The sequence below is a fragment of the Blastococcus saxobsidens DD2 genome, from assembly GCF_000284015.1.
GTDB classification, from domain to species: Bacteria; Actinomycetota; Actinomycetes; order Mycobacteriales; family Geodermatophilaceae; genus Blastococcus; species Blastococcus saxobsidens_A.
In genome coordinates this window covers 763797-780559 of the sequence record NC_016943.1, presented here as the reverse complement: position 1 = coordinate 780559, position 16763 = coordinate 763797, and the positions used below count along the sequence as shown (strand labels likewise).

Below are 16763 nucleotides of genomic sequence, written 5' to 3'. Positions count from 1 at the left end.
GCGATCCGCCGGATCGCACCCGCGGGCCATGACATCGCGATCCTCCGGATCGCACCGCGGCCAGGAGCCGTCCCCCTCCGTCGCTGAGCCCATCCGTCGACACGTCGGGGACCCTCCGGGCCCCACTCCGTGCCGACCAGACGGCCGCGAAGAAGCTGGAGCGTTCAGCGGGTGGCGACGCCCTGGTAGGTCCGCACCGACAGCGGGACGAAAACCGCCAGGAACACCACCACCCACAGGAACACGTAGAGCACCGGGTTCTGCAGCGCCCAGCTGTCCCCCGACGTCGTCACCCCCGGGGCGATGTTGCCGAACAGCTCCCGCGCCCCCTGGACCACAGCGGACACCGGGTTCCACTCCGCGAACGTCTTGAGGACCGAGGGGAAGCCTTCGATGGGGACGAACGTGTTGGCGATGAAGGTGATCGGGAAGATCACGATGAAGCTGGCGTTGTTGACCACCTCGGGGGTGCGCACCAGCAGCCCGACGAACGCCATCACCCAGGACATCGCGTAGGCGAAGGCCAGGAGGAGCAGCACGCCGAGGATGGCCTCGCCGATCGAGGTGTTGATCCGCCAGCCGACCAGCAGGCCCGTCACCATCATGACGGCGATGGTGATGACGTTGAGGGCGAGGTCGGCCAGGGTGCGGCCGACGAGCACCGCCGACCGCGCCATCGGCAGTGACCGGAACCGGTCGATCAGCCCCTTCTGCAGGTCCTCGGCGAGGCTCGCGCCGGTGATGGTGCTGCCGAACACCACCGTCTGGGCGAAGATCCCGGGCAGCAGGAACTCCGCGTAGCTGATCCCCTCCGGCAGCGGGATCGCGCTGCCGAAGATGTAGCGGAACAGCAGCACGAACATGATCGGTGACAACGTCGCGAACACGATCAGGTCCGGGACCCGCTTGACCTTGATCAGGTTGCGCCGGGTGATGGTCAGGCTGTCGGAGACGGTGTCGGTCAGGGCGCTCATCGTGCCGCTCCAGCGGAGGCGCTCGACGGGGCGGCCTCGGTGTCGTCGACGGGCGGGGTCTCGTCCTCCGCGGCGTGGCCGGTGAGGGTGAGGAAGACGTCGTCCAGGTCGGGGCGGCGCAGCCCGACGTCCAGCACGGTGACCGTGGCGCCCTCCAGCCGGCGCAGCGCCTCGGCCAGCACCGGCGGACCGCCGGTGACCGGCACGGTGACCCGGCGGGTCTGCTCGTCGCGGTGCACCGGCCCCGCGGCGAGCGGGGCCAGGGCGTCGGCGACGACGACGGCGTCCTCCACCGACCCGAGGGTGAACTCCAGCCGCTGGCCGCCGACCTGCGCCTTCAGCTCGTCGCCGGTGCCGCGGGCGATGACCTTCCCGCGGTCGATCACCACCATCCGGTCGGCCAGCCGGTCGGCCTCCTCCAGGTACTGGGTGGTGAGCAGGATCGTCGTCCCCCCGTCGGCGAGATCGGCGATGAACTCCCACATGGCCAGCCGGCTGCGCGGGTCCAGCCCGGTCGTCGGCTCGTCCAGGAACAGCACCCGCGGGCGGTTGATCAGCGAGGCCGCGATGTCCAGCCGGCGGCGCATGCCCCCGGAGTAGGTCTTGGCCGGCCGGTTCGCCGCCTCGACGAGGTCGAACCGCTCCAGCAGCTCGCCGGCCCGCCGGCGCGCCTCCGCCTTGGGCAGGTGGTAGAGCCGGCCCACCATCTCCAGGTTCTCGAAGCCGGTCAGGTACTCGTCGACCGCGGCGTACTGCCCGGTGAGCCCGATGGCCGCACGCACCTGATCGGCGTCGCGGGTCACGTCGAGGCCCACCACCTCCGCCCGCCCCTCGTCGGCCACCAGCAGGGTGGTGAGGATGCGCACCACCGTCGTCTTCCCCGCGCCGTTCGGACCGAGCAGCCCGAGCACCGACCCCTCGGCCACGGTCAGGTCCACTCCGTCGAGTGCGGTGGTGGCGCCGTAGCGCTTGACCAGCCCCTCGACGACGATCGCGTCGGTCATGCTGCGGACGGTAGGCGGTCCCACCGACAGTTCCCGGACGTCTTCCCCGATGGCGTGCGCACGTGAGCTCCTCGATCCCCGCCCCGCCCGGTGCGAGGTCAGGAGCTAGGACCCGGACCGGTCCCGGGACTCATCGGTCACTCGGGCGTGACGGCGTAGCCGCCGCGGCGGAGTGCGGCGATGACCTCCCCCGCGTGCACCGGGCCCCGGGTCTCCAGCACGACGAAGACCTCGACGTCGCCGACGCCCAGCCGGGTCGTCGTCCGCTGGTGCTCGACCTCCAGCACGTTGGCGCCGACGGCGGCCAGCTCCGCCAGGACGGCGGCCAGCGAGCCGGGGCGGTCGGGGACCTGCAACCGCAGCGACAGGTACCGGCCCGCTGCGGCCATGCCGTGCTGGACGACCTTGAGCAGCAGCACCGGGTCGATGTTGCCGCCGGAGAGGACCGCGACCACCGGCGGCGCGAAGGCGGTCGGGTCGGCCAGGACCGCCGCGACCGCCGCCACCCCGGCCGGCTCCACGACCAGCTTGGCGCGCTCCAGGCAGAACAGCAGCGCCCGGGAGAGCTCCTCCTCGCTGACCGTGCGCACCTCGTCGACCAGCCCCTGCACGTGGGCGAACGTGAGGTCGGTGGGACGCGGGACGGCGATCCCGTCGGCCATCGTGGACATGGACTCCAGCGCCACCGGCCGGCCCGCGGCCAGCGACCCGGGGAACGCGGCCGCCTCCGCGGCCTGCACCGCCACCACCCGCACGTCGGGACGGCGCTGCTTCACCGCGGCCGCGATACCGGACACCAGGCCCCCACCCCCGGCGCACACCAGCACGGTCGCCACCTCGGGGCACTGCTCCAGCACCTCGAGCCCCACCGTGCCCTGCCCGGCGATGACGTCGGGGTGGTCGAACGGGTGGATGAACACCGCACCGGTCCGCTCTGCGTGCTCCGCCGCGGCCAGCAGCGGCTCGGCCAGCGACTGGCCGAACATCTCGATCCGCGCCCCGTAGGCCTCGGTGGCGGCCATCTTGGGCAGCGGCGCGCTCTCCGGCATGTAGACCGTCGCCCGGGTGCCCAGCAGGCGCGCGGCCAGGGCCACGCCCTGGGCGTGGTTGCCGGCGCTGGCGGCCACCACACCCCGCGCGCGCTCGGCGTCGGTCAGCCGGGCGATGCGGGTGTAGGCGCCGCGGATCTTGAAGGAACCGGTGCGCTGCAGGTTCTCGCACTTGAGCCAGACCGGGCCACCGACCCGGTCGGCCAGGCCCCGCGAGTGCTCCAGCGGGGTGCGGCGGACGACGCCCTCGATCAGCTCCGCCGCCGCCTCGACGTCGGCGCCCGAGACGAGCGGCGGCCCACCGGATCCGGTCACGCAGGGATCCTCGCAGGCGGCGGCACGGACGCCGCACCGGACGCGCCCTCCTCGTCGTACCGTGGCGGGGGTGACGGACACCACGGGTGCCACCACCGCACCGGCAAGCCCCTCCCCCGCAGCCACCACCCTCGGCGAGCTCCGCGCCACCGGCGCCACCTTCCGGCCGGTCAAGGCCGAGCTCCGCGCCAACCTGCTCACCCGCCTCGCCGCCGGCGAGGCCACCCTGCCCGGCATGGTCGGCTTCGAGGACACCGTCCTGCCCGAGGTCGAGCGCGCACTGATCGCCGGCCACGACCTGGTGCTCCTCGGCGAGCGCGGGCAGGGCAAGACCCGGCTGATCCGCACCCTCGTCGGCCTGCTCGACGAGTGGACGCCGGTGCTCACCGGCAGCGAGCTCAACGAGCACCCGCTGGCGCCGATCAGCGTCTGGGCGCACCGGCAGATCGCCGAGCACGGCGACGCCACCCCGGTCGGCTGGCTGCACCGCAGCGACCGGTTCGGCGAGAAGCTGGCGACACCGGACACGAGCGTGGGCGACCTGATCGGCGACGTCGACCCGATCAAGGTGGCCGAGGGCCGCACGCTGGGCGACCCGGAGACGGTCCACTACGGCCTGGTGCCGCGCACCAACCGCGGCATCTTCAGCATCAACGAGCTGCCCGACCTGGCCGAGCGGATCCAGGTGGCGCTGCTCAACGTGCTGGAGGAGCGCGACATCCAGATCCGCGGGTACCGGGTGCGGCTGCCGCTGGACCTGCTGCTGGTGGCCAGCGCGAACCCGGAGGACTACACCAACCGCGGGCGGATCATCACCCCGCTCAAGGACCGGTTCGGCGCCGAGGTCCGCACGCACTACCCGATCGAGCTCGCCGACGAGATCCGGCTGCTGCAGCAGGAGGCGGCGCTGAGCTGGCCGACCGCGTTCGGCGCCGACCACCTGGCGCGACCCGTCGTCCCCCAGCACCTGGTCGAGATCGTCGCCCGCTTCACCCGGCTGGTCCGCGAGTCCAGCCACGTCGACACCCGCTCCGGCGTCAGCGCCCGGTTCGCCATCGCCGGGCTGGAGACCGTCGCCGCCTCCGCCGTCCGCCGCGCCGCCGTCGCCGGCGAGACCCGGCCGGTGGCCCGGGTCGTCGACCTGCCGAGCATCGTCCCGGCCAGCCGCGGCAAGGTCGAGTTCGCCGACTCCGGCTCCGACCCGGACGACGACCGCGAGCTCGAGGTGCTCGAGCACCTGCTCCGCCAGGCCACCGCGCAGACCTTCCGCGCCCGGTGCGCGGGGCTGGACCTCAGCGGCCTGCAGGAGCACTTCACCGGCGGGGAGACCGTCGAGTCCGGCGACCTGGTGCCCGCCCCGGCGCTGCTCGGCCAGCTGGGCACGATCCCCAAGCTCGCCGAGCTGCTCGGCCGGCTGGGCGTGCCCGAGGGCGACCAGTCGGCCGAGCAGGCGGCGGCCGCGGTGGAGTTCGCCCTGGAAGGCCTCTACCTCACCCGGCGGCTGGCCAAGGACACCGACGGCGGCCGCACCGTCTACGGGGCCTGAGGTGAGCGGACGCCGTCCGCGCGGCTACCGGTACGGCGCCTGGCGGGGTGGCCCGGACCCGCTGGCGCCGCCGTACGACCTGGGCAACGCCGTCGACGAGATCGGCGACTCGGTGCTCGGCGGCAACGGCGTGCGCGAGGCGCTGCGCGAGCTGCTCCGCCGCGGCACGGAGGGCCGGCGCGGCCTGGACGAGCTGCGCCGGTCGGTCCGTGACCGGCTGCGCAGCGCCCGCACCGCGGGCCGGATGGACGGCACGCTGCAGGAGGTGCGGGAGCTGCTCGACCGGGCTCTCGCAGCGGAGCGGCGCGAGCTCTTCCCCGACCCGGACGACGCCGCCCGGTTGGCCGAGGCCGAGCTCGACGCGCTGCCCGAGGACACCTCCGGGGCGGTGCGCGCGCTCAAGGACTGGTCGTGGCGCTCGGCCGAGGGCCGGCAGGCCTACGAGCAGATCCAGGACCTGCTGCGCCGGGAGGTGCTCGACAGCTCGTTCGCCTCCATGAAGCAGGCGCTGCAGCACGCCACCGAGGGCGATCTGCAGGCGGTCAAGGACATGGTGGCCGACCTGTCCCGCCTCGTGGACGCGCACAACCGCGGCGAGGACACCGACCAGCAGTTCGCCGACTTCATGGCGGACCACGGGCAGTTCTTCCCGGACGACCCGCAGTCGGTCGAGGAGCTCATCGACTCGCTGGCCCGGCGGGCGGCCGCGCAGGAACGGATGATTGCCGGCCTCTCCCCCGAGCAGCGGGCCGAACTCGCCGACCTCATGGCCCAGACGATGGAGGACATGGGGCTGGCCAGCGAGATGGCCCACCTCTCCGACGCGCTGCGGCAGGCCCGCCCCGATCTGCCGTGGGGGCAGCGCGGCCAGGTGCCCGACGGCGAGCAGTCGCTGGGGATGGGCGACGCCACGCGCGCCGTCGCGGAGCTGGCCGACCTGGAGGCGCTGTCCAACCAGCTCTCGCAGGGCTACGCCGGTGCCTCCCTGGCCGACGTCGACGAGGAGCTGCTCGAGCGGGCGCTGGGCCGCTCGGCCGCCGACGACCTCGCGGCCCTGCGGCAGCTGGAGCGCGAGCTGGAGCGCCAGGGCTATCTCAACCGGTCCGGCGGCACCCTGGAGCTCTCCCCCAAGGCGGTGCGCCGGCTGGGCGCCACGGCACTGCGCCGCGTCTTCGCGAAGCTCGACGCCACCGGCCGCGGGGAGCACGACGTCGCCGACGCCGGTGCCGCGGGTGAGCTCACCGGCAGCTCGCGCGAGTGGCGGTTCGGTGACGAGCAGCCGCTGGACGTCGTCCGCACGGTGAAGAACGCCGTCCTGCGGACGGCGGGCACGCGGCGCCTTCCTACCCACCCCACCGCCCCGGACCAGGACCGCCGGGTGCGGATCGCCGTCGAGGACTTCGAGGTGGTGGAGACGGAGCGGCGCACCGGCGCCGCCGTCGCCCTGCTGGTCGACCTCTCCTACTCGATGGCGCTGCGCGGCACGTGGGGCGCGGCGAAGTCGACGGCGATGGCGCTGCACTCGCTGGTGACCACGCGGTTCCCGCAGGACGCGATCGAGATCATCGGTTTCTCCTCCACCGCGCAGGTGCTCCGCCCGGAGACCCTCGCCGAGCTGTCGGTGGACACGCTGCAAGGCACCAACCTGCAGCACGGGCTGATGCTCGCCCGGCGCTTCCTGGCCCGGCACCGGGACGCCGAGCCGGTGGTCCTGGTGGTCACCGACGGCGAACCCACCGCCCACCTCGAGGACGACGGCACGCCGTTCTTCTGCTGGCCGCCCATGCCGGAGACGATCGCCCGCACGGTGGCCGAGGTCGAGCGCGTCGCCCGCTCCGGCGCCACGGTGAACGTGTTCGCGCTCGACCCCGACCCGGGGCTGATCCACTTCGTGCACGACCTCACCCAGCGGGCCGGCGGCCGGGTCTTCCAGCCCGACACCGAGCGGCTCGGCGAGTACGTCGTCGCGGACTACCTGCGCACCCGCCGCGGCCGCCGCGCCCGCTGAGCGAGGTCCTCGCCGGGCCGCCCCCGCCCCCGCCCCCGCCCAGGCATAGGAGGCAATGCCTACGGTTTCGGCCACGCGGACGTAGGCATTGCCTCCTATGCCCGATCCGCCGGCAGCGGGTGCGAGCCGCTCGAGCTGATCCCGGGGATCATGCCGGCCCGGAAGGCGTTGACGAACAGCCGGAAGTCGTCCTGCGTCCGGCGCGCGTAGGAGTGCGCGAAGTCGACCAGGTCGGCGACGAACTCCTGCCGCCGGTCGCCGACCATCTCGGAGATCGCGTCCTCGGTCTGGAACGGCACCAGCGTGTGGTCGCTGTCGGCGTCCCCGACGCAGTGCAGCTTCGCGGTGGCCCGCCCCAGCTGGACCATGACCGGGGCGATGTCCTCCGGCTCGGTGAGGTCCTCCCAGTCCAGGTCCAGCTCGTAGGGCGACAGCTCGGCGACGACGAAGCCACGGCCGTCGATCTCGGTGTAGCCGAGGAACTGCGAGGTGTTGGCCTGCAGCGCCCGCTGGCTGAGCGCCGTCCGGTGCCCCTCGTTCTCGAAGTAGGCCCGGATCTCGGGGTCGGTCACCACCCGGCTGGGTGCGGGCACGTTGCCCTGCTTCAGCGACAGGACGACGTCGTTCTCCAGCGCCTGGTCGTACCCCTCGAGCAGCACGTTGTAGGCCGGCAGCCCGGCGCTGCCGATGCCGAAGCCACCGGTGCCGATGACGTCCTTCACGTCGTAGGTGACCTCCCGGCGGCGCTGCCCCTTGGGCACCGTCTCGCGGTACCGCTCCAGGGCGGCCAGCACCCGCTCCCGCTCGTCGCCCTCCAGCCGCCGGTTGCGCGGGCGGTCGGCGAACCGCCGGTGGTAGCCCTCGATCACCGTGATGCGCTCCAGCAGCCCGAGACGGGTGCGGGTGGTGGTCTCGTGGATCACCTCGCGCACCGCCCCCTCGGTGTTGTCGGCCAGCAGCGCGAACGAGCGGTCCTCGTCCGACCGCCGGAACGCATCGACCTGGTCGAGGTAGGCGTGCAGGTAGCCGCTGAGCAGCTCACCGATGACGTCGTCGCCGAACGCCTTGCGCCACGACAGCAGCGCGAAGCTGGCGGCGAACCGGCGCAGGTCCCAGCTGACGTGGCCCAGGTAGGCCTCGTCGAAGTCGTTGACGTCGAAGACGATCCGGCCCGCGCTGTCCATGTACGTGCCGAAGTTCTCCGCGTGCAGGTCACCCTGGATCCACACACGCGACGTCCGCTCGTCGCACCAGGGGTCCTCGGACGTCGCCATGTCCGCGTAGAACAGGGGCGCGCTGCCCCGGTAGAAGGCGAACGGATCGGCCGCCATCTTCCGGAACTTGGTGCGGAAGGCATCGGCATCGGCCTCCATGAGGTCGCCGAACGCGTCGACGAGGACGTCGACGATCTGCCGCGTGCGGTCGTCGTCGGATGTGGGACGGGTCACACCAGCGAGGGAGGAGGCCACAGGTTGCACCGTAGGCGGCCGATAACGTCAGCGGTGCCACGACAGCGCCGAAGGGGGACGGGAGGGACCATGACGCGTACCGACACGGCCCGATGGCTCGCCACCGGCGCCGCCTACGGCGGCGGCGGGGTCGGGATCGCCGGCGCTGCCCTGGTCGCCCTCCTCCGCGAGGAGGCCCGCGCCGCCCGCCGCAAGGTCGAGGCCCGCTCCCACAAGAACGACCCGCCCTCGGGCGACGGCGTCTACGGGCGCGGCCGCGGCGAGCCGATCGTCCTCGCGGTGCTCGGCGACTCCAGCGCGGTGGGCCTGGGAGCGCACCGCGCCGCCGACACCCCGGGGGTCCTGGTCGCCGCCGGGCTGGCCGAGCTCGCCGAGCGCCCCGTCCGGCTGGTGCGGCTGGCCAAGTCCGGTGCCCGCGCCGCCGACCTCGAGGTGCAGGTCGACCGCGCGCTTTCCGAGGAGCCCGCGGTCGCGGTCATCATGATCGGCGCCAACGACGTCACCGCCCGGACCCCGACGCCGGTCTCCGTCGGTCACCTCACCGACGCGGTGCGCCGGCTGACCGCGGCCGGTTGCGAGGTCGTCGTCGGCACCTGCCCCGATCTCGGGACCATCCGGCCCATCGCGCAGCCGCTGCGCACGCTGGCTCGCCGGTGGAGCCGCCAGATGGCCGCCGCGCAGACGATCGCCGCCGTCGAGGCGGGCGGGCGCACGGTCTCCCTCGGCTCCCTGCTCGGCCCGGCGTTCGCATCGGACTCCAGCATGTTCAGCGTCGACGAGTTCCACCCGAGCGCCGCGGGCTACGCGGCGGCGGCGGCGGCGCTGCTGCCCTCGGTCGCCGACGCGGTCGGCGTGTGGCCGGCCCGCGCGGACCGTGGGCTGCGGGGACTCCGCCGCGAGACCGTGCGTCCCGTGGCCCGCGCCGCGGCGCGTGCGGCCAACCGCCCCGGCACCGAGGTGCAGGCGGCAGAGGTCGGCGGCTCCGGCACCGGCCCGTGGGGTCCCTGGGCGCTGCTGCGCCGGCGCCGGCCGACGCAGATGCCGACACCGGAGCAGGCCGAGCACGCCGGGTCGGCAGCGGGGGCTCCGGTCGGCGGCTGAACGGCGTGACGCGCACCACACCGGTGCGCGAGGGGGCCGGGGCGGATCCGTCGCCGGGCAGCCGGGGTACGTTCCAAAGTGACCTACGTCCGGCGAACCGCGTCGGACCCACCTCATCGTGGAGGACCCATGCCCGAAGCCGTCATCGTCGCGACCGCGCGCTCCCCCATCGGCCGCGCCTTCAAGGGGTCGCTCAAGGACATGCGCCCCGACGACCTGGCCGTCGCCGTCGTCCGCGCGGCGCTGGACAAGGTCCCCTCGCTCGACCCGACCGACATTGACGACCTGATGCTCGGCTGCGGCCTCCCCGGCGGCGAGCAGGGCTACAACATGGGCCGCGTCGTCAGCGTGCTGCTGGGCATGGACCACCTGCCCGGCACGACGATCACCCGCTACTGCTCCTCGTCGCTGCAGACCACCCGCATGGCCTTGCACGCGATCAAGGCGGGCGAGGGTGACGTCTTCATCTCCGCGGGCGTCGAGACCGTCTCCCGGTTCGTGAAGGGCAACAGCGACGCCATTCCCGACACGAAGAACCCGGCGTTCGTCGACGCCGAGGCCCGCGTGGCCAAGGTCGCCGAGAGCGGCGCCGACTCGTGGACCGACCCGCGGCAGAACGGCGACATCCCCGACGTCTACATCGCCATGGGCCAGACCGCCGAGAACCTGGCGCTGCTCAAGGGTGTCACCCGCGAGGAGATGGACGAGTTCGCCGTCCGCAGCCAGAACCTCGCCGAGGAGTCGATCAACAACGGCTTCTGGGAGCGGGAGATCGTCCCGATCACCACGCCCGACGGCACCGTCGTCACCACGGACGACGGCCCGCGGCCGGGCACCACGCTCGAGGGCATCTCCGGCCTCAAGCCGGTCTTCCGCCCTGACGGCCGGGTCACCGCCGGCAACGCCTGCCCGCTCAACGACGGCGCGTCGGCGGTCATCGTCATGAGCGACACCAAGGCGCGCGAGCTGGGCCTCACCCCGCTGGCCCGCGTCGTCTCCACCGCGGTCACCGGCCTGTCGCCGGAGATCATGGGCTACGGCCCGGTCGACGCCTCCCGCCTGGCGCTGAAGCGGGCCGGCATGTCCATCGACGACATCGACCTGGTCGAGATCAACGAGGCGTTCGCCGCGCAGGTCATCCCGAGCTACCGCGACCTGAACATCCCGATCGAGAAGCTGAACGTGCACGGTGGCGCCATCGCCGTCGGGCACCCGTTCGGCAGCACCGGCGCCCGGATCACCGGCACGCTGATCAACGGGCTGCAGACCAAGGACAAGACCTTCGGCCTGGAGACGATGTGCGTCGGTGGCGGCATGGGCATGGCGATGGTGCTCGAGCGCCTCTCCTGAGATCCACCGCCAGAACGAGCAGTGGCCCGGCCCCCTCGCGGGGACCGGGCCACTGTCATGTGCAGCGGAGCTGGCTCACTCGTCCTGGAAGTAGGACAGCAGCCGCAGGATCTCGATGTACAGCCAGATGACGGTCACGAGCAGACCGAAGGCGATGTACCAGGCGAACTTCGCGGGCGCGCCGCGGCGGATCGCCTCGTCGGCCAGGTCGAAGTCCAGCAGCAGCGTGAACGCCGCCACACCGATGACCAGCAGGCTGAAGCCGATGGCCAGCGGGCCACCGTCACGCAGCCCCAGGCCGCCCGGGGTGAAGAAGCTGGCGATCAGGTTCACCACGACGAGCACCAGGACGCCGATCAGCGCCCCGACGATCCAGCGGGTCAGCTTGGGGGTGACCCGGATGGCGCCGGTCTTGTAGATGACCAGCATCCCGGCGAAGACACCGAAGGTGCCGATCAGCGCCTGGACGACGATGCCGCTGCCGAACTGGGCGGCGAACACCTCGCTGATCGCGCCGAGCGCCACGCCGTACAAGGCGCCGTAGGACAGCGTCGCGACCGGGTTGGCGATCTGCTTGAAGGCGATCACCAGGCCGAGCACGAAGGCGATCAGCACGGCCGGGAGGGCCAGGCCCAAGGCCGCCTGGCCGGGCATGGCCCAGGTGGCTGCGGCGGCCAGGACGGTCACCAGGAAGGACAGGCCCGTCTTGGTGACGACGTCGTCCATCGTCATGTATCGCATATCCGCGGTCGTCCCGTACGGGGACGGCGCGGTGTACGCGTCCTGCTGCGGCGCCGGAGCGCCGTACTGGGGCGTGCCGTACTGGGGTGCGTTGCCCCAACCGGCGGACTGCTGGCCGGGGCCGGCATTCCCGAACCCGCGGCTGAACGCCGGGTTCTTACTGGGCATCGTCATCTCCTCGAGGTGACATCTGGGTCGTGGAGCCAACTTGGCGCACTCCACTCGGTCAGGTCAACGCCCGACACGCCCGAACCGTTCCGCAGGAGGGCGATCCCCCTCTGCCGGGTGTCCTGCCGGCCGAGCGCGTGCCCCCGGTCGGGTTCGAACCGACACTGGGACCCTTTTAAGGGGCCTGCCTCTGCCGATTGGGCTACGGGGGCCCGAGGGCACGCTAGTCGCGCGCCGACGGCAGCGGCGCCGCCCCTCCCGGAGAAGGGACGGCGCCGCCGGTCGGTCAGGCGCTGGCGGTCAGCGCCGATCAGGCCGTCTCGCCGCGGTCGTGGTCGTGGTCGTGCTCCAGGCCACCACCCTCGCCACCACCCGGCGCGAGCCGGTGCTCCCGGTCCTCCGGGTCACCGGCGTAGGTCCCGCCGGGGACCTGCTGACCGGTCACACCGTTCACGGCCCGTGTCGTGTAGGCGAGCGTGAGGATCGAGTAGGCGATCGCATCGGCGTTCTGGTCGAGCGCGTCGAGGTCCAGGTTCCCGATGTCGTCGCACTCCTGGTGGTAGCACGGGTCGTAGGCCACCCCGGCCTCGCCGTCGTACGCCTCGGCCTGGTAGGGCTGCATGACGCCTTCGGCGCCGGTGAACAGACCGCCCGACGGGATCCCCGCCAGCGCGAACGCCTGGTAGTCGCTGCGGCCGCTGAACTCGGTGCCCTCGTAGAAGAGGTCACGGGATTCGTAGAAGTCCTCGAACACGTACTCGATCTGCGCCGAGCCCTCGGGGACGACGAAGTTCGGCTGGAACGAGGACTGGTCGCCGTCGTAGATGAACCGGGCGAAGTTCGGCGACGCCACCATGTCGAAGTTCAGGTACAGGGCGATGTCCTCGATCTGGGCGTCGCTGAGCGAGTTGACGTAGTACGTCGACCCGATGAGGCCGAGCTCCTCGGCGCCCCACCACGCGAAGCGCACCGTGTTGGCCGGCTTCACCTTGGCGATGCTCTCGGCCACCTCGAGCAGCGCGGCGCTGCCGCTGCCGTTGTCGTTGATGCCCGGCCCCACGGCCACCGAGTCCAGGTGCGCGCCGGCCATGACGACGTTGCCGGAGGTCCGGCCGGGGAGCTCGGCGAACACGTTCTCCGTCTCGCGGATCCCGCTGACCGTGTCGATGGACAGGCTCAGCGTGGCATCGGCGAGCGACTCGCCGATGGCCGTGGTGGTGAACAGCGCCGGGATGCCCACCGGTGCACCGAGCGTGCCGTTGATCAGCCCCTCGTTGCCGGGCGTACCGCTGTTGTAGATGACCACGGCGCTGGCGCCGGACGCCTCCGCGTTGGCCGCCTTGGTGCCGAAAGTGCAGCCGCCGCGACGGACGAGCGCGATGTCACCGTCGACCAAGCCCGCGAAGTCGGTGGCCTCACAGCCACTGGTGGTGGTGGCGGGGTCGACCGCGACCGCGGTACCGGTGACGTCCGCTGCGCCGGAGAAGCTCATGTCGGAGAAGTCGGAGCCGTAGGCGAAGGACCGCGCCGTGGGCGCGGTCTGGACCAGCGTCGGGGTCCCGACCAGCTCGTAGTAGGGGAACTCGAACGCCTGCCGGGTCACCGCGTAACCGGCGGCCTCGAGGCGCGCCTGCACGTAGTCAGCCGAGGCGTCGTAGCCAGGAGTGCCCGAAGCCCGCGTGCCGCCGTTGGCGTCGGCGACCGCCTGGAAGGCCTTGAGGTGGTCCATGGTGCCGTCCAGCGTGACGCACTCGAGCAGCTTGGCGACGGTGTTGTCGTTCCGGCTGTCACAGCCCGGGCCGGCCGCGCCGGCCGGGAAGCTGGTGGCGACGCTGCCGGCCAGCGCGAGCATCCCCGCCGCCGACGCGGCGACGAGCCGCGAGCGACGGGGTGCGGTGGATGGGGTCATGGGAGAGAGCCTCCTTCGCGATGGCGTGCGCCGCTCTGCGCACGCCCCCATGCACTCTCTGTGAGTGACCACACCGTGTCAACTGCTTGACACTTTCCGTGAAGTGTGCAAGGAGTGAGCAGGTCGCCTCGCACCGTGACGCCGCTGGGCGTCCATGGGCGCAGGGGCGATCACGGGCGGTGGTGCTCCTGGCGGCCCTGCCGCGGTGTCCCGATCGGCCGCGGGAGCCCGCCGTCACCGAGGGGCGGCGCCGATCCGGCCAGCTCCGTCGCCCGGGACAGCACGGCGTCGAGCATCGGCTCGGTGAGCTTGCCGGTGAAGGTGTTCTGCTGGCTCACGTGGTAGCTGCCCAGCAGGGTTAGCGGCCCGCCGGGACCGTCCAGCGCCACCTCCACGCCGTGCCCGAACGCCGGGCGCGGCCGGGGCAGCGCGTATCCGGCGGCGGCGAGCACCGGCCACAGCGCCGTCCAGCCGAAGCCGCCGAGCACCACGATCACCCGCAGCCGCGGCAGCAGCTGCAGCTCGCGAGCCAGCCACGGTGAGCAGGTGTCCCGCTCCTCCGGCGTCGGGGCGTTGGCCGGCGGCGCGCAGCGGACCGACGCGGCCACCCGGACGTCGGTGAGCTCCAGCCCGTCACCGATGTGCGTGGAGGTGGGCTGGTTGGCCAGCCCGGCGCGCCAGAGCGCGGCGAAGATCCAGTCCCCGCTGCGGTCGCCGGTGAACACCCGGCCGGTCCGGTTGCCGCCGTGCGCGGCCGGCGCCAGCCCGACGACGGCGATCCGTGCGTCGGCCGGGCCGAGACCAGGGACCGGCCGGCCCCAGTAGTCCTGGTCCCGGAACGACGCGCGCTTGATCCGCGCGACCTCCTCCCGCCAGGCCACGAGCCGGGGGCAGGCGTAGCAGCCGGAGATCCGGTCGTCGAGCACGGCGAGGTCGCGGACCGCACGGGCCGCCCGGGCCACGCCCGCCGGCGTGCGGGTGACGGGGAAACCCCCGGCGTCTACCGGCATAGGAGGCTATGCACCCCCGCGGGGGTCGGAGGACGTAGGCATGGCTTCCTATGCCTGGGCCCGGGCCAGCCGCAGGGCGATGCCGTCGAGGATGTCGTGCTCGCTCACCGCCAGCTCGGGCATCCCGAACTCGTCCATCAGCACCCGCAGGATGAGCGCGCCGGCTCCGATCACGTCGACTCGGCCGGGGTGCATGACCGGGGAGGCGGCGCGGCGCTCCCGGGTCGCCGCGAGCAGATCGGCGGAGACCTGCCACACGTCCCCGACCGGGACGCGCGACCCGTGGATCGCCTCGGAGTCGTAGGCGGGCAGCTCCAGGGCGAGCGCCGCGACGGTGGTCACCGAGCCGGCCAGCCCGACCAGGCTCGCCGCCCGGTCCACCGGCACCTCGGCGACGACGTCGGCCAGCGCGGCGCGGATGTCGCGCTCGGCCAGGGTCACCTGCTCGGCCGCCGGCGGGTCGTCGCGCAGGTGCCGCTCGGTGAGCCGCACGCAGCCGATGTCCACCGACCGGGCGGCGATGACCCCGCCGCCGTCCCCGAGCACGAACTCCGTCGAGCCGCCCCCGATGTCCACCACCAGGTACGGCGGCCGGGGCGGCTGCAGCCCGTGGGCGGCGGCCGCGGCGTCGACCGAGCCGGTGGCGCCGAGGAAGGACAGCTCCGCCTCCTCGCGCCCGGTGACCACGTCGGGCAACCGGCCGAGGGTGGCCCGCACCATCTCCTCGAAGTCGGCGCGGTTGGCCGCGTCGCGGGTGGCGCTCGTGGCGACCATCCGGACGTCGGTCGCACCCAGCTCGCGGGCCTGCGCCGCGTACTCGGCGAGCACCAGGCGGGTGCGCTCGATGGCCTCGGGCGCGAGCCGGCCGGTGGCGTCGACCCCCTGGCCCAGCCGCACGACCTCCATCCGGCGCAGCAGGTCGGTGTGCGCCCCGGTGGCGGGCACGTCGGCCACGAGCAGCCGGATGGAGTTGGTGCCGCAGTCGATCGCCGCGACCCGCGTCACGCGCCGGCCCCGTCGCTGGGCCCCTCGGGCAGGGCGCACGGGCCCTTGGCCCACCACTCCCCCATGCCCTCGACCGCGCGGTCGCCGATCGGGTTGACCCCGGGCCCGGCCGCCAGCGCGTGACCGGCCAGGGCGTGCAGGCACTTGACCCGGTCGGGCATCCCGCCGGCGGTGGCGCGGGTGGGCAGCACGTCGCGGGCGTTCCGGGTGGCGAGGTAGGCCTCGTGCGCAGCCCGGTAGCCCCCGGCCAGCTCCGGGTCGGTGGCCAGCTCGTCCTGCCACTCCCGCATCCGGCCGGCGGACTCCAGCCGGCTGGCGGCGGCCGAGGCACGCGGGCAGGTCAGGTAGTACAGGGTGGGGAACGGCGTGCCGTCGTCCAGCCGCGGTGCGGTCTCCACGACGTCGGGCTGGCCGCACGGGCAGCGGTGCGCCACGGCCACCAGCGCCCGCGGGGGGCGGCCCAGCTGCCGGGCGACGACCTCGCGGTCCTCCGGGCTCACCGGCTCGCTCACTGCGCTGCCCCTTCCGTGCCGGGCCGATCCGGTCCGCCCGCTGCGTCCGCGTCGGCCACCGACCGCAGCAGCGTCTCGTACCAGGACACCGGCTCCGGCTCCTCGGCGGCGGCGGCCAGCGTGCCGGCGTCGCCCTCGACGGCCTCGCCGTCGACGACGATCACCAGCCGGTCACCGGGCAGCACGTAGGAGAGCCGCTCGCGCGCCTGCCGCTCGGCGTACGCGGGATCGGCCTGCCGGTCCAGCTCGGTCTCCAGCTCGGCGGCCCGCTGGTCCAGCGCCTCCCCCTCGGCCACGAGCCGGGCCAGTTCCGCCTGCCCGGCCAGGTACTGGCGGATCGGGCCGGCCAGGGTGAGGGCGAGCAGCAGCACCAGTCCGACCAGGACCACGGCGCGGCCGGTGAACAGCGGCCGGCGGCGAGCCGCGGCCGGGGTGGCAGGACGCCGCTCGGGACGGCGGTTGGGACGCCGCCGCCCGGGCCGGCTCGAGGTGCCCGACCGCAGGCCGGTGCGCACCGGGCGGGTGGTGTGGACGCGCGGCACCCGGCCGGTGGCGCGCCGTCCGTCCCCCCCGCCCCGCCGGCCCGGAACGTTGCTCATCGG

14 protein-coding genes and 1 tRNA gene are annotated in these 16763 nt (G+C 73.4%); 4 read left to right on the top strand and 11 right to left on the bottom strand.

Features of this window, described 5'->3' with window-relative positions:
- Window positions 1-164: 164 nt before the first annotated feature.
- From BLASA_RS03650 to ilvA, 3 genes are all read right to left on the bottom strand, one after another.
- Window positions 165-974, bottom strand: a complete 810-nt coding sequence (locus BLASA_RS03650; RefSeq protein WP_014374659.1) for an ABC transporter permease — start codon at window positions 972-974, stop codon at window positions 165-167.
- Window positions 971-1978 carry a daunorubicin resistance protein DrrA family ABC transporter ATP-binding protein gene (locus BLASA_RS03645; protein ID WP_014374658.1) on the bottom strand — a complete coding sequence of 336 codons (1008 nt, stop codon included), beginning with the start codon at window positions 1976-1978 and terminating at the stop codon, window positions 971-973. The genes BLASA_RS03650 and BLASA_RS03645 overlap by 4 nt, the downstream gene beginning before the upstream one ends.
- Before the next feature lie 137 nt (window positions 1979-2115).
- A complete protein-coding gene (gene ilvA, locus BLASA_RS03640) occupies window positions 2116-3342 on the bottom strand; it encodes a threonine ammonia-lyase (RefSeq protein WP_014374657.1) in 1227 nt (408 codons plus the stop codon).
- A gap of 70 nt (window positions 3343-3412) precedes the next feature.
- Between ilvA and BLASA_RS03635 the strand changes: the two genes are divergently transcribed.
- Window positions 3413-4888, top strand: a complete 1476-nt coding sequence (locus BLASA_RS03635) for a sigma 54-interacting transcriptional regulator (protein WP_014374656.1) — start codon at window positions 3413-3415, stop codon at window positions 4886-4888.
- Window position 4889: 1 nt separating this feature from the next.
- Window positions 4890-6896: a VWA domain-containing protein gene (locus BLASA_RS03630; RefSeq protein WP_014374655.1), complete on the top strand. Its 2007-nt coding sequence runs from the start codon at window positions 4890-4892 to the stop codon at window positions 6894-6896.
- A 95-nt stretch (window positions 6897-6991) separates the two neighbouring features.
- Here the strand turns inward: BLASA_RS03630 and BLASA_RS03625 are convergent, their stop codons facing one another.
- On the bottom strand, window positions 6992-8344 hold the full coding sequence (locus BLASA_RS03625) for a DUF2252 domain-containing protein (RefSeq protein ID WP_041775583.1): 1353 nt from the start codon (window positions 8342-8344) through the stop codon (window positions 6992-6994).
- Between the two features lie 90 nt (window positions 8345-8434).
- On the opposite strand from BLASA_RS03625, the gene BLASA_RS03620 reads away from it, so the two are divergent.
- Together BLASA_RS03620 and BLASA_RS03615 are read left to right on the top strand one after the other, a co-directional pair.
- Complete coding sequence (locus tag BLASA_RS03620) at window positions 8435-9466, top strand: SGNH/GDSL hydrolase family protein (RefSeq protein WP_014374653.1); 1032 nt, start codon at window positions 8435-8437, stop codon at window positions 9464-9466.
- Between the two features lie 129 nt (window positions 9467-9595).
- Window positions 9596-10816 carry an acetyl-CoA C-acetyltransferase gene (locus BLASA_RS03615; RefSeq protein WP_014374652.1) on the top strand — a complete coding sequence of 407 codons (1221 nt, stop codon included), beginning with the start codon at window positions 9596-9598 and terminating at the stop codon, window positions 10814-10816.
- A 75-nt stretch (window positions 10817-10891) separates the two neighbouring features.
- Here BLASA_RS03615 and BLASA_RS03610 read toward each other — a convergent pair whose 3' ends face one another.
- The 7 genes from BLASA_RS03610 to BLASA_RS03580 form a co-directional block, all read right to left on the bottom strand.
- On the bottom strand, window positions 10892-11725 hold the full coding sequence (locus BLASA_RS03610; protein WP_014374651.1) for a Bax inhibitor-1/YccA family membrane protein: 834 nt from the start codon (window positions 11723-11725) through the stop codon (window positions 10892-10894).
- 138 nt (window positions 11726-11863) lie between these two features.
- Window positions 11864-11937: transfer RNA gene (locus tag BLASA_RS03605), tRNA-Leu, on the bottom strand.
- A gap of 98 nt (window positions 11938-12035) precedes the next feature.
- Window positions 12036-13634, bottom strand: coding sequence for a M28 family metallopeptidase (locus BLASA_RS03600; RefSeq protein ID WP_014374650.1), 1599 nt, complete (start codon window positions 13632-13634; stop codon window positions 12036-12038).
- A 170-nt stretch (window positions 13635-13804) separates the two neighbouring features.
- Window positions 13805-14644, bottom strand: a complete 840-nt coding sequence (locus BLASA_RS03595) for a uracil-DNA glycosylase (protein WP_014374649.1) — start codon at window positions 14642-14644, stop codon at window positions 13805-13807.
- A 48-nt stretch (window positions 14645-14692) separates the two neighbouring features.
- Window positions 14693-15649: a Ppx/GppA phosphatase family protein gene (locus BLASA_RS03590; protein WP_014374648.1), complete on the bottom strand. Its 957-nt coding sequence runs from the start codon at window positions 15647-15649 to the stop codon at window positions 14693-14695.
- Window positions 15646-16161 carry a DUF501 domain-containing protein gene (locus BLASA_RS03585; RefSeq protein ID WP_014374647.1) on the bottom strand — a complete coding sequence of 172 codons (516 nt, stop codon included), beginning with the start codon at window positions 16159-16161 and terminating at the stop codon, window positions 15646-15648. Before BLASA_RS03585 ends, BLASA_RS03590 begins: the two co-directional genes overlap by 4 nt.
- On the bottom strand, window positions 16158-16760 hold the full coding sequence (locus BLASA_RS03580; RefSeq protein WP_014374646.1) for a septum formation initiator family protein: 603 nt from the start codon (window positions 16758-16760) through the stop codon (window positions 16158-16160). The genes BLASA_RS03585 and BLASA_RS03580 overlap by 4 nt, the downstream gene beginning before the upstream one ends.
- Window positions 16761-16763 lie beyond the last annotated feature (3 nt).

Bases quoted from the DNA above. Each gene is read 5' to 3' on its own strand.
- BLASA_RS03650 (WP_014374659.1), bottom strand. From the start codon at position 974: ATGAGCGCCCTGACCGACACCGTCTCCGACAGCCTGACCATCACCCGG.
- BLASA_RS03645 (WP_014374658.1), bottom strand. From the start codon at position 1,978: ATGACCGACGCGATCGTCGTCGAGGGGCTGGTCAAGCGCTACGGCGCC.
- BLASA_RS03620 (WP_014374653.1), top strand. From the start codon at position 8,435: ATGACGCGTACCGACACGGCCCGATGGCTCGCCACCGGCGCCGCCTAC.
- BLASA_RS03615 (WP_014374652.1), top strand. From the start codon at position 9,596: ATGCCCGAAGCCGTCATCGTCGCGACCGCGCGCTCCCCCATCGGCCGC.
- BLASA_RS03610 (WP_014374651.1), bottom strand. From the start codon at position 11,725: ATGCCCAGTAAGAACCCGGCGTTCAGCCGCGGGTTCGGGAATGCCGGC.
- BLASA_RS03600 (WP_014374650.1), bottom strand. From the start codon at position 13,634: ATGACCCCATCCACCGCACCCCGTCGCTCGCGGCTCGTCGCCGCGTCG.
- BLASA_RS03595 (WP_014374649.1), bottom strand. From the start codon at position 14,644: ATGCCGGTAGACGCCGGGGGTTTCCCCGTCACCCGCACGCCGGCGGGC.
- BLASA_RS03580 (WP_014374646.1), bottom strand. From the start codon at position 16,760: ATGAGCAACGTTCCGGGCCGGCGGGGCGGGGGGGACGGACGGCGCGCC.